General features: G+C 38.7%; 13 protein-coding genes. All 13 read right to left on the reverse strand.

What is annotated here, in order from left to right:
- Positions 1–116: 116 nt before the first annotated feature.
- The 13 genes from RCJ95_RS17975 to rimP all read right to left on the reverse strand — a co-directional run bounded on the left by RCJ95_RS17975 (position 117) and on the right by rimP (position 12,900).
- Complete coding sequence (locus RCJ95_RS17975; protein ID WP_446722599.1) at positions 117–1,340, reverse strand: M16 family metallopeptidase; 1,224 nt, start codon at positions 1,338–1,340, stop codon at positions 117–119.
- Positions 1,341–1,429: 89 nt separating this feature from the next.
- Positions 1,430–3,544 (reverse strand): polyribonucleotide nucleotidyltransferase, encoded by a 2,115-nt coding sequence (pnp, locus tag RCJ95_RS17980; RefSeq protein ID WP_446722600.1) that lies wholly within the window; start codon positions 3,542–3,544, stop codon positions 1,430–1,432.
- A 613-nt stretch (positions 3,545–4,157) separates the two neighbouring features.
- Complete coding sequence (locus tag RCJ95_RS17985; protein WP_446722601.1) at positions 4,158–4,679, reverse strand: DoxX family protein; 522 nt, start codon at positions 4,677–4,679, stop codon at positions 4,158–4,160.
- 435 nt (positions 4,680–5,114) lie between these two features.
- A complete protein-coding gene (gene rpsO / locus RCJ95_RS17990; RefSeq protein ID WP_008178982.1) occupies positions 5,115–5,384 on the reverse strand; it encodes a 30S ribosomal protein S15 in 270 nt (89 codons plus the stop codon).
- Positions 5,385–5,558: 174 nt separating this feature from the next.
- Complete coding sequence (gene ribF, locus RCJ95_RS17995; protein ID WP_257521306.1) at positions 5,559–6,506, reverse strand: riboflavin biosynthesis protein RibF; 948 nt, start codon at positions 6,504–6,506, stop codon at positions 5,559–5,561.
- Between the two features lie 12 nt (positions 6,507–6,518).
- Positions 6,519–7,430 (reverse strand): tRNA pseudouridine(55) synthase TruB, encoded by a 912-nt coding sequence (truB, locus tag RCJ95_RS18000; protein WP_221682743.1) that lies wholly within the window; start codon positions 7,428–7,430, stop codon positions 6,519–6,521.
- A 115-nt stretch (positions 7,431–7,545) separates the two neighbouring features.
- Positions 7,546–7,887, reverse strand: a complete 342-nt coding sequence (gene rbfA, locus RCJ95_RS18005; protein WP_341301954.1) for a 30S ribosome-binding factor RbfA — start codon at positions 7,885–7,887, stop codon at positions 7,546–7,548.
- A 77-nt stretch (positions 7,888–7,964) separates the two neighbouring features.
- Positions 7,965–8,243, reverse strand: a complete 279-nt coding sequence (locus tag RCJ95_RS18010; RefSeq protein WP_004225006.1) for a DUF503 domain-containing protein — start codon at positions 8,241–8,243, stop codon at positions 7,965–7,967.
- On the reverse strand, positions 8,243–10,525 hold the full coding sequence (infB, locus tag RCJ95_RS18015; RefSeq protein ID WP_221682744.1) for a translation initiation factor IF-2: 2,283 nt from the start codon (positions 10,523–10,525) through the stop codon (positions 8,243–8,245). Before infB ends, RCJ95_RS18010 begins: the two co-directional genes overlap by 1 nt.
- Positions 10,526–10,539: 14 nt before the next feature.
- Complete coding sequence (locus RCJ95_RS18020) at positions 10,540–10,848, reverse strand: YlxQ family RNA-binding protein (RefSeq protein ID WP_004225011.1); 309 nt, start codon at positions 10,846–10,848, stop codon at positions 10,540–10,542.
- Positions 10,845–11,123, reverse strand: coding sequence for an RNase P modulator RnpM (gene rnpM, locus RCJ95_RS18025; protein WP_004269250.1), 279 nt, complete (start codon positions 11,121–11,123; stop codon positions 10,845–10,847). The genes RCJ95_RS18020 and rnpM overlap by 4 nt, the downstream gene beginning before the upstream one ends.
- 136 nt (positions 11,124–11,259) lie before the next feature.
- Complete coding sequence (nusA, locus tag RCJ95_RS18030; protein ID WP_446722602.1) at positions 11,260–12,399, reverse strand: transcription termination factor NusA; 1,140 nt, start codon at positions 12,397–12,399, stop codon at positions 11,260–11,262.
- A gap of 24 nt (positions 12,400–12,423) precedes the next feature.
- A complete protein-coding gene (gene rimP, locus RCJ95_RS18035) occupies positions 12,424–12,900 on the reverse strand; it encodes a ribosome maturation factor RimP (protein ID WP_313150390.1) in 477 nt (158 codons plus the stop codon).
- Positions 12,901–13,051 lie beyond the last annotated feature (151 nt).

A 13,051-nucleotide genomic window follows, 5' to 3' on the forward strand; every position in this document is an offset into this window, starting at 1 on the left:
CTCTCCGTTTAGAGGCTGACATGTCTCGCTATCCCACGGGAGTCAAGTACCTTCCGCGCACCCCGTAAAGTGTTACCTTTTATAGCTGGAACAAATGCTATTTTATTAAAATATCTTTATTCGCTAGGACCTATGATTGAGATAGCTGGTTCTGCTTTTAAAATTTTAGCGATCAGCCGATCCACCGACTCCATCGATACGGCATCGATCGATTTAAGAACCTCGTCTACTGTTCGATGCTTGCGATGGACAAGTTCACTTGTTCCATTACGATTCATACGAGCCCCAGTACCTTCTAGCCCAAGGACAAAGCTGCCTTTAAGCTGCTCTTTCGCATTATCAAGCTCCTCCTCTGTCACACCACCCGCTACAATATCTAATAAAGTAGCATCGATCGTGTGCTGAAGCTGTGCTAATTGCTGTCGACTAGTACTACCATAAATCGTAAAAGCACCTACATCGGCATAACATGATTGATAGGAAAAAATAGAATAGGCTAGCCCACGTTCTTCTCGTACTTCCTGAAACAATCGAGAACTCATATTCCCGCCAATAATATTGTTAAGCGCAATAAAGCTATACATATCTGGATCTTTTACACCGATTGCTGGATAGGAAATCGCGACGTGTGCCTGCTCTGTATCGCGTATTTTTGTAATTTCTCCTGGATAAAATGAAGGGTTTGTCAGCACAGGTGCCATAGCATGTGGTGAAGGTTGATAGTGACCAAATAAATCTTCAATCGTTTGCATAAGCTGAGATGAAATATTACCTGCAATAGAAATTACAACGGATTCTGGCCCATAATGTTTATCCATGTATTGTCGTATAGCAGCTGCTGTAAATGTCTTTAATGTAGCAGCAGTGCCTAGTATTGGACGACCGAGTGCATCATTCGGATACATGACACCCCACAGCTTCTCATGAACATCGTCATCAGGAGCATCTTCGCTCATTAAAATTTCTTCTAATACTACTTGTCGCTCTTTTTCTAATTCTTCTTTCGCAAATGTAGAATTGAAAAACATATCTGCTAGTATAGTGACCGCAAGCTCCGCATGATGATCTAAAACTTTAGCATAGTAACATGTATTTTCTTTCGATGTGAAGGCATTTAGCTCTCCACCGATTCGATCAAATTCTTCAGCAATTTGACGAGCTGAGCGAGTGGTTGTTCCTTTAAACAACATATGCTCAATAAAATGTGTAATACCATTCTCTTCAGGTAGCTCATAGCGAGAGCCAGCATTCACAAAAATACCTAATGCAACAGACCTCACATGATCTATTTGCTCTGATACAATTCGAACACCGTTCTGACATGTATGTACTTGAACCAAACTATCTCCCCCAATTATAAAATTCCTCTACTATTCTTCTTGCTACTATCGAAAAAGGCTGCGCAATCTACGCAGCCTTTTGATCGATATTATTTTTCTTGTTCTGCGCGTTCTTTTTCCTCTTGTATTACTACTTTGCGAGATAAATTCACACGGCCTTGCTTGTCGATTTCAATTACTTTCACAAGTAATTGATCACCTAGTTTTAAGACGTCCTCTACTTGCTTTGTACGTTCCTCTTGAATTTCCGAAATGTGAAGCAAGCCATCTTTACCTGGGAAGATCTCACAAAATGCACCGAATTTTTCAATGCGCTTCACTGTTGATAAGTAGTATTCGCCTACTTTCGCTTCACGCACGATATCTTCAATAATTTGTTTTGCACGTGCATTCATTTCTTCATTTGCAGAAGAAATGTAGATTGTACCATCTTGTTCTGTATCAATCTTAACGCCTGTCTCTTCAATAATTTTGTTAATCTGTTTACCACCAGGTCCAATCACATCACGAATTTTATCTGGATTAATTTTCACAATGACAATTTTCGGTGCAAATTCAGACAATTTTTCACGAGGTTCAGCAAGTGTTGCAAGCATTGACTCTAGAATATGCATACGTCCAACTTTCGCTTGTGTCAGTGCTTCTTCTAAAATATTGCGAGATAAACCATCGATTTTAATGTCCATTTGTAGAGCCGTTACACCTTTAGCTGTACCAGCAACTTTAAAGTCCATATCGCCTAAATGGTCTTCCATTCCTTGAATATCCGTTAAAATGGAATAGTGCTCGCCTTTTTTAATAAGACCCATTGCAATACCTGCTACTGGCGCTTTTAATGGTACACCCGCATCCATCATGGCTAATGTGGATGCACAGATAGAAGCTTGAGAAGTGGATCCGTTTGATTCAAGTACTTCTGATACACAACGAATTGTATATGGGAAAGCCGATTCATCAGGAATAACAGCTTCAAGTGCACGTTCACCTAACGCACCATGACCGATTTCACGACGACCTGGTCCACGGATTGGACCCGTTTCCCCTACAGAAAATTGAGGGAAGTTATAATGGTGCATAAAGCGTTTTGACTCTTCCACACCTAAACCGTCAATAATTTGTACATCACCAAGTGCACCTAGTGTACAAATAGAAAGTGCTTGTGTTTGTCCACGTGTAAATAAACCTGAACCATGTGTACGTTGTAATAAGCCTGTTTCAGAAGAAAGTGGTCGGATTTCGTCGAGCTTACGACCATCTGGACGAATCTTATCTTCCGTGATTTGACGGCGTACTTCTTCTTTTACCATCTTGTCAAGAATTGTGTACACTTGTTTCATTGTTTCGTCATCTGCTTCTTGCTCTTCATAAGAAGCGATAACACGATCTTTAACAGCTTGAATTGCCTCATCACGTGCATGTTTCTCTGCCGTTTGAATTGCATCATGCATATCAGTCTCACAAGCTGCTTTTATATCGGCTTGAATCGCTTCGTCAATTTCAAATAGTGTCACTGGTAACTTTTCTTTACCAACCTCTGCCACAATTTGCTCTTGGAAAGCAATGATTTTTTTGATTTCTTCATGACCGAACATAATTGCTTCTAACATGATTTCCTCTGGTACTTCAAGTGCACCCGCTTCAACCATATTGATAGCATCTTTGTTCCCTGCTACAGATAAATGAATTGTTGAGCGATTCGATTGCTCTACTGTCGGGTTTACAATGAATTCTCCATCAATATAACCAACTTGTACACCTGCGATTGGCCCATCAAATGGAATATCAGAGATCGCTAATGCTAATGATGAACCAACCATTGCTGCCATTTCAGATGTACAGTCAGGATCATTTGACATAACCATAGAAATAACTTGTACTTCATTACGGAAACCATCCGGGAACATCGGACGAATCGGACGGTCGATTAAACGGCTTGCTAAAATCGCCTTTTCAGATGGACGTCCTTCACGCTTAATAAAGCCGCCAGGAATTTTACCTGCAGCATATAGACGCTCTTCATAGTTTACTGTTAATGGGAAGAAATCAAGTGGTTTAGGTGATTTTGACATTGTTGCTGTAGCAAGTACAGAAGTATCGCCATAGCGTACTAATGCGGCTCCGTTTGCTTGTTTTGCTAACTGTCCTACTTCAATTACAAGTGGACGGCCAGCCCATTCATAGGAATAGACTTTCTTTTCGTTCATTCAATGAACCCCTCTCTATTATAAAAACACTTACTTCGTCTGTATGTACTAATAGTAAGTGTACCAAAAATGCTTGTTCTATGCTAAATAATATTTCATGAAATAATCATACATTTAAATTCAGTTATTGCCAATTTATTTAAGATTTATTTCTTTATTTTATTGAAAAAGCATTTTTGGTATATGGATTTTTTTATATTGATTCCTTCTTGACGAAAAGTAATGTATGTAAATGGAAATAACTGCTTCGCTAACATTAGTTTTTCACGTACAAGTTTAAACAATAGACTTATTATAACATGGAGCTTATCATACAACATCCTATAAGGTAAAAGAAAGTCGGATCATCTTGGAAAGTTAGTAAGTCAGGCAAATAATAGTCAGATATACATAGTGTTGAAAAACAAAATCATCAATAAAATTTTTGTGAAAGTTGCGTAAGCGAGTATCGGACGCCCAGTGGAACGGAAATCACCCCCCTCACCTTGCAAGAAGGGCTTTTCTGCTAGTAACATTTCTTTTCTCAACAACATGAATACCCCACCCATATAATGGGCGGGGTATATTCAGACTAATGAGTAGTCTCCTAATATAAGATATATATATAAGTTTATTATGTAATTTTAGCAACAGGTTGAACTACATCTTTTTTCTTATTTCTCGCCATCTTTTCACCTATGATAGGCATAATGAAGCGGTCAAGCCCGAATTTTCCAGCATTGTAACCAGCAACGGCTATAAAGATTGCAAGTAAAATATCCCAAGGGTTGCTAGATATAGTACCTGCCATTAAGAAGGCAAAATTCATGACCATACCGAAAAATGCAGCATATGTCGTTAAGCATCCCAAAATTAATCCTAGCCCTACTAAAAACTCTCCCCAAGGCACAAGAATATTAATTAGCTCAGCATTTGGCAAAGCAAATGATTCAATAAACTTTACATACAGTGGGTATGCGAGCTCTTCTCCACTTGTCACTGGATTTGCAATAGCATTGGCTAAAAAGCCAGATGCATCAAAGCCATTAAACAGTTTTCCCCAACCTGCTGTAAGCCAATGCCAGCCTAAATAAACACGAGTAACTGTTAAAATACCTGCAACAATATTATTCTCTCTTAATAATTGGTTAAACATCCTACTCACCCTTCTAAATGATTTAGTTTACATTTCACCAACTATTATTTTCTAACCCATAGCCATCGTTTACGAGTATCCAATGATAGCATTTAGATTGTATGATTGACGCTTATGTACCAATTGTCTTGAGCCTCTATCCTATAATTTGCTTGATTGTATTTCGTGAAATATAATAGCAATCTAGCATTCAATTTATCTACTTCAATTACACTTGCAAATGATGATCGCAATGACTATAACATGGGCTGTGAAATGTGATTAGAATATATCACCCTTTTATCAAGTATCAAATCATTTTTATCTATCGTTCATCGGAGTGTAGAAAAGTTATGGCTTATTGTTGAACAAAATTAACAAGATTATCGCAAAAAAAAGACTGTAGACAAACATCAGTTTGTCTACAGTCTAATATAGGATTACTTTTGCTATTAATTAGCGACGTAAGCCTAAACGGTTGATTAATTCACGGTAACGTTGTACGTCTGTTTCACGAAGATATTTTAATAAGTGACGACGACGACCTACCATTTTAAGAAGACCACGCTCAGAGTGGAAATCTTTTTTGTGAGTACGTAAGTGAGTATTTAGAGCGTTGATTTCCGCTGTTAATACTGCAACTTGTACTTCTGGTGAACCAGTGTCACTTTCGTGAGTACGGTACTCAGCGATAATTTCGTTTTTACGTTCTTTTGTAATAGCCATGTGTATGGACCTCCTAAATTATAATTAATCCCCATTAGCACAGTAAACGTTGGAGTCATCGATATACCGAGCTAAGGTTAAGCATTTATGCACTTATGAATATTATCATACATTACTTAATCAAGCAAGTAAAACGTCGACTTGGCTAATGTGACTACAATGATGAAGTACGTATTATAGCTCATTAAAGTAACGGATTGCTTCTTGTTTATCCTTTTCAATTTGCGATTTCAAGGCCTCAATACCATCGAATTTCCGTTCACTTCGAATACGTTTATACCACGCCACATGTACTTCTTCACCGTAGATATTTTTATCAAAGTTTAAAATATGGACTTCAATCGATAATTGCTTATCATTTAGGTCTTTGAAAGTTGGTTTATAGCCCACATTACAAACACCATCATACCAGCTATTTTGTACAAGCAGACGAACAGCATAGACACCACTTGCTGGAATAAACGTTCCCTCTAAAGCTTGGACATTTGCTGTAGGGAAGCCAATAGTACGACCACGCTTATCACCATGTACAACAATCCCATTGATTTCAAATGGTCTCCCTAATAACACTGTTGCTTCTTCCATATCGCCTTCTTGTAATAGCTTGCGGATACGGGTAGAGCTGATTTTCTCAACATCATCTGTTTTCTTCTCAACAATTGTAACGCCATAATCACCATTGCTTAATACACGCATATCTTCCATTGTTCCCTTACCAAATGCTCCAAACGAATAATCGAAGCCAGCTGTCACATGCTGAACATTTAATCCACGGATAAATGTATCGATAAATGCCGCTGGGGAAAGTTTGGCAAAATCAGAAGTGAAGTGGACAACGAATACCGTATCCACACCCTGTTCTTCAAACAGCTGTAATTTTTGCTGTAAGAGTGTAATATAAAAAACCTTTTCGTTACGTCCACCAAGGACTAATGAAGGATGTGGATCGAATGTCATCACTGCAGTAGGAATTTGTCGCTTGTTTCCTTCTTCCTTAGCTGCCTTGATAACTGCTTGATGCCCTCTATGTACACCATCGAAAAAGCCAAGAGCTAATGAATACGGCTGCATGCTTTCTCGTTGCTGTAATTGATGTGGGTATTTTAAATGAATGACCTCCATTGAAAAATCCTCCTACTCTATCGTCGGAAACATCTTATGTGGCTTCATCAAACCATCCTTTGTTGGGTGAGCTTGATAAACCGCAACTGCCTTTCCATTGATTCCATACACAATTTTATCATGACTATTTAATAATGCATCTGCTGGAAGCACTTGTCCATTGAAAATTTCTTTTTCATTGGCATTCGTAATCTCAATAAATGGATAGTCTGCTAATGCATACTCGACAGGTAAAATACAGGTAGCTACTTGCTCAGCCTCCATTAGTTCAGCAACCTGTGCTAACGTAAAACAGTTTTCTCGTGTAAAAGTACCTGAAGCAGTTCGTACAAGCTCTTTCATATGCGCTGGATAGCCAAGAGCCTCACCAATTTGCACAGCTAATGTTCGAATATATGTCCCTTTACTACAAGCGATACGTACTGGAAATGTAATTTCTTGCCCCTCATAATGTGCTAGTTCATCAAGTAGCTCTAAATCATAAATTGTTACTTGGCGAGTTGGTCTTTCAACACTTTCGCCTTTTCGCGCATATTCATAGAGGCGCTTCCCATTTACTTTTACTGCTGAAAACATGGGTGGTGTTTGTTCAATAACGCCAGTTAATGAAGCTAAAACCTCTAACAACTGCTCCCGAGAAAAATTTTTTATCGTAAGATCTTCTTCAACGGTTTCACCTTCTGCATCCTCGGTTGTTGTGGTACGACCTATTGAAATAATTGCTTCATAGATTTTCCCTGCATCAGTTAGATATTCTGCTATTCGAGTTGCTTGGCCAATACAAATTGGTAGTACGCCCTCAACACCTGGATCAAGTGTCCCTGTATGTCCAACTTTTTTTGTCCGCAAAATTTTGCGTAATTTAAAGACACAGTCATGGCTTGTCATGCCTCTTTCTTTCCAAAGCGGTAAAATACCGTTCATATAGCTCCTCCCAAATTGCCTACTCTATAATTTATTTACTCATCCGCAATATAACCTTTTCCATAAAGATAAAAAGTCTGCCTGCATAAACATGCATGTGGCAGACTTTTTTAGCTTATTCTTTGTGTAAACCTCTAAGCAATGAATCAATACGGTTCCCATATTCAATCGATGAATCAAATTCAAAGATTAATTCTGGTGTACGTCGTAAACGAATGCGTGATCCGATTTCAGAGCGAATGAAGCCTGAAGCTTTTACTAAAGCTTTGAGCGTTTCCTCTCGTTCACGTTCATTGCCTAAAGATGTAATATAAATTGTCGCTTGCTGTAAATCACCCGTTACTTCAACACCTGTAACAGTCACAAAACCAACACGCGGATCTTTTATTTTACGGCCAAGTATATCACCAAGCTCCTTTTTCATTTGCTCGGCAACACGGTTTGAACGTAGAGACATAATTTGTCACCTCTATTTCGATGTACAGATAGTTGATATTTTATTGCTGTGCATGCTTCTCAACTATCTACTGTTACTTATAAATAATCTCGCCACACATTAAGCTGTTCCCATGACGGATTTGACTGTAAATAATGGAGCGCGTGATTAATTTCCCGTTCAGCTGCTTCTTTTGATGATGAAACAGCAACAAGTGCTAATTTCGTTCGCTGCCATACATTTTGATGGTCAATTTCCGCAATTGAAACGTTAAATTTCTGCTTTGTGCGGGTAATCATACGCTGTAAGACAGCACGTTTTTCCTTTAACGAATGGGCAGTTTGAATGATAAATTCAACCTCTGCATACACGATCATTAGGCGCGTTTAATCTCTTCCATAATATAGGCTTCAATAATATCGCCTTCTTTAATATCGTTGAAGTTTGTAATTGTAATACCACATTCGTATCCTTTTGCCACTTCTTTTACTTCATCTTTGAAGCGTTTAAGCGTATCTAACTCACCTTCGAAAATAACGACATTATCGCGGATCACACGTACACCTGAATCACGTGTTACTTTTCCTTCAGTTACATATGAACCAGCAATTGTACCAACTTTTGATACTTTAATTGTTTGACGAACTTCTGCTTGACCAATAATTTTTTCTTCAAATTCAGGATCAAGCATACCTTTCATTGCTTGTTCAATCTCTTCAATTACTTTATAGATAATGCGGTGTAAGCGAATATCTACGCCCTCTTCTTCTGCTGCACGTTTTGCGTTAACATCCGGACGGACGTTAAATCCAATAACAATCGCATTAGAAGCTGCTGCAAGAGAAATATCAGATTCGGTAATAGCTCCAGCACCTGTGTGAATAATTTTCACATTTACGCCTTCCACATCAATTTTCATTAGGGAGGCTGCCATTGCTTCAACAGTACCTTGAACGTCAGCTTTCACAATTAAGTTAAGCTCTTTCATTTCGCCTTGGCTCATTTGTTCAAATAAGTTATCAAGCGTTACACGTTGTTTTTCTGAACGTTGTGCTTGAATCGCTGACATTGCTCTTGTTTCCCCAACTTGGCGCGCTGTTTTTTCGTCTTCAAAGACAACGAAACGGTCACCTGCTTGAGGTACATCATTTAAACCTGTAATTTCAACTGGAGTTGATGGACCAGCTTCTTTTACACGACGACCTTTATCATTTACCATCGCACGTACACGACCATACGTATGACCTACAACGATTGGGTCACCTACTTTTAATGTTCCATCTTGTACTAAAAGCGTAGCAACCGAGCCACGACCTTTATCAAGCTGCGCTTCGATTACTGTTCCAAGTGCTAAACGTTCTGGGTTTGCTTTAAGCTCTCCAACTTCAGCTACAAGTAAAATCATTTCTAACAATGTATCAATGCCTTCACCTTTTAACGCTGAAATTGGAACGAAAATTGTATCTCCACCCCATGCTTCAGGAACTAAGCCATGTTCTGTTAATTCTTGCATCACACGATCTGGATTTGCCGATGGTTTATCCATTTTATTCACAGCCACAATAATTGGTACTTCAGCTGCCTTGGCGTGATTAATCGCTTCTACTGTTTGTGGCATAACACCATCATCAGCAGCTACAACTAAAATTGTTAAATCCGTTACTTTTGCACCACGTGCACGCATTGTTGTGAAAGCCGCATGTCCTGGTGTATCAAGGAATGTAATTTTCTTGTCGCCTTCTGTAACTTGGTATGCACCAATATGTTGTGTAATACCACCAGCTTCTCCTGCTGTTACTTTTGTATGGCGAATAGAGTCTAATAAAGTTGTTTTACCATGGTCAACGTGACCCATAATTGTTACAACTGGCGGACGTTCTGATAAATCTGCCTCGTTTACTTCTTCTGTTTGCTCGAAGTGTGTTTCTAAATCCGTAATATCTACACGAATTTCTTCTTCCACTTCTACACCATAGTCTGCGCAAATTAATTCAATTGCATCCTTATCTAATTCTTGGTTAATTGTTGCCATTACGCCAAGCATGAATAATTTTTTAATGATTTCAGATGGCTCACGGTGTAATTTTTTTGCTAATTCTGCAACTGATAATGATTCAACAAAAGTAATTTTTTCTGGAAGTTCCTTTTGTTTCACTGGAATTGAAGGTTGATGCGTTTTTGGATGGCGACGTTTGCCTCCATGAATCCCTGGTTTTGGACGTTGGTTGTAACCACCGCCACCTCTACGATTATTATTGTTATTATTATTATTTTGTGTCATATTTCTATTTTGATTACCTTTTGTATTCTTAGATTTTTCGTTAGACGAATTTGAGTTTTGCTGTGCATGTTGCTGATTGTTTGCTTTTGGCTTAGAAGTAGCAGATTGCTGCCTTGGTCCTTCTTGCTTTTTCACCGAATGCTGTGGTTTTTGCTGGCCATTTGATTGAGGTTTTTGTGCCATGTTTTGAGTTGATTGTTTTGCTACATTTTTCTCAGGTGTTGCTTTAAATGTTTGGTTTAACTTTGCCACAGCGTCTTTTTCCAACATAGACATATGGTTTGTTACACTCACATTTAATTTACTTAGTGCTTCAATAACCTCTTTACTCGTTTTATTCACTTGCTTCGCATATTCATGAACTCTGATTTTGGTCATCTGCTCACCCCCGATTAGTTTTCGTTGAGTAGACTAGACAATTTACTTGCAAAACCTTTATCGGTAATCGCTAAAGCCACTCGGGCCTCCTTACCTGTAGCATGTCCTAGATCATATCGATCTCCAATTACATGATACTCAACGTTGTAGTACGTGCACTTATCTTGAATTTTTTTACTAGAGTTTTTAGAAGCATCGTTTGCAAGCAGTACTAGTTTAGCATTGCCATTGCGGACTTCCTTTACTACTAACTCTTCTCCTGAAATCACCTTACGTGCTCTTGCTGCGATTCCAAGCAAATTAAATATTGCTTGATTTATCATAAAATTGACTCCCTACGAATCAGCAAAATAAGTTCCTCGTATATTTCTTCAGGAATTTTCACATCAAGTTGGTGCCCTAATACATTTTTCTTACGCGCAAGGTCAACTGCCTGCTCTGATTTAGAGACATAGGCACCACGCCCAGGCTTTTTCCCGGAGACATCTACACTTACTTCGCCCTCTTTCGAACGAACAACACGTATCATCTCTTTCTTTGGTAGCATTTCTCCAGTTGCTACACATTTACGAAGAGGTACTTTTTTGTTTACAGCCATAAGAATCACCATTCCTCTCTGAAGCTTGTCGTAAGAGGTGGACAAGTCATGCTCTACTTGACGCTCTGACAGTATTCAGTCGGCGTAGGGGGCCCACTGAATACTGTCAGCTAACTTGTCACACGGGCTTTCTTACTTATTCTTCGTCGTCTTGATATAAGTCAACTGCTACATCATCAAAATCACTTTCTTCATCATCAGCAGGGATGAAAGTGCTTGTAGCCGAAGGATAAATACCTAATTCACGAGCATCAGTCTCACTCTTAATATCAATTTTCCAGCCAGTAAGCTTCGCTGCTAGGCGAGCATTTTGCCCACGTTTACCGATAGCTAGAGATAATTGATAGTCTGGTACAACGACTGTTGTCGACTTTTCTTCTTCATTCACTTGTACATCTAATACTTTTGATGGGCTTAATGCATTAGCTACAAATACAACTGGGTCTTCAGACCATTCTACGATATCAATTTTTTCGCCATTTAGTTCATTGACAATCGTTTGTACACGAGCACCTTTTGCCCCAACACATGAACCAACTGGATCCACTTCCTCATTATGTGCGAAAACAGAAATTTTAGAGCGATCTCCAGCTTCACGTGCAATTGATTTAATCTCTACAATACCCTCATAAATTTCAGGTACTTCCATCTCAAATAATCGACGTAATAAACCAGGATGTGTACGAGACACAATCACTTGAGGTCCACGTGTTGTACGTTCTACTTTTGTAATATACACTTTAATACGATCATGTGGATGATAAGATTCACCTTGGATTTGTTCATTAACAGGCAATGCCGCTTCTACTTTCCCTAAACCTACATAGATATTACGAGCATCTAAACGTTCAACAACCCCAGTTACGATATCATCTTCACGATCTACGTATTGCTCATAGATTAAACCTCGTTCCGCTTCACGTACGCGTTGTGTAACTACCTGCTTTGCTGTTTGTGCAGCAATGCGTCCAAAGTTACGCGGTGTTACTTCCTGTTCCACGATGTCCTCTAGCTGATAGGCTGGATTAATGACTTTTGCATCTTCTAAAGAAATTTGCAAACGATCATCTTCTACCTCTTCCACAACATCTTTACGTGAAAATACACGAATTGAGCCCTGATCTAAATTTAAGTCTACTCGAACATTTTGTGCTTGGTTAAAGTTGCGTTTGTAAGCTGTAACTAATGCCGCTTCAATGGCTTCGATTAACACATCTCTTGAAATTCCTTTTTGTTCTTCTAGCGCATTCAGCGCATCTAACAAATCACTACTCATTTTGTTTTCACTCCTAAATATGCTTTATGCTGAAAAATCAATGGCAAGTCGTGCCAATGCGATTTTTTCTTGTTCAATTGTTACTGTTATTTTACGTGTTTTAATACGCACTTCCATCACTAATGTATGTTCAGCGTATGACGTTAAGTAGCCTTGGAATTCCTTCATGTCCTTGATGGGCTCATAGGTTTTTACATAAATAAACTTGCCAACTGCTTTGACAAAATCTGTATCTTTTTTTAATGGACGTTCCGCTCCAGGCGAAGAAACTTCTAAATAATAGTTTTGTGTAATTGGATCTTTTTCATCCAATAACAAGCTTAGTCGTTCACTCACTTGAGCACATTGATCGATGTCAATTCCACCCTCAGGTGTATCAACATAGACACGTAAAAACCAGTTACGTCCTTCTTTTACGAACTCAATATCCACTAGCTCAAGATTTAACTCATCCACAATTGGTTTAGCGAGCTCTTCAATTAAAGATGGTACTTTGCTCATTATTTCCTCCTGTATTTATCAAATTCTAGCGTATGAATTGTTCATCACTATCAAATTAACGTAGTGATGAACCATAATAAAACAGAAATTCCACCAGTTGCTTTGGTGAAATTTTACGGTCTTACCTGCTGTTAGTCAAAATTTGTTTTGC

This window comes from Lysinibacillus sp. BSL11, assembly GCF_052928325.1.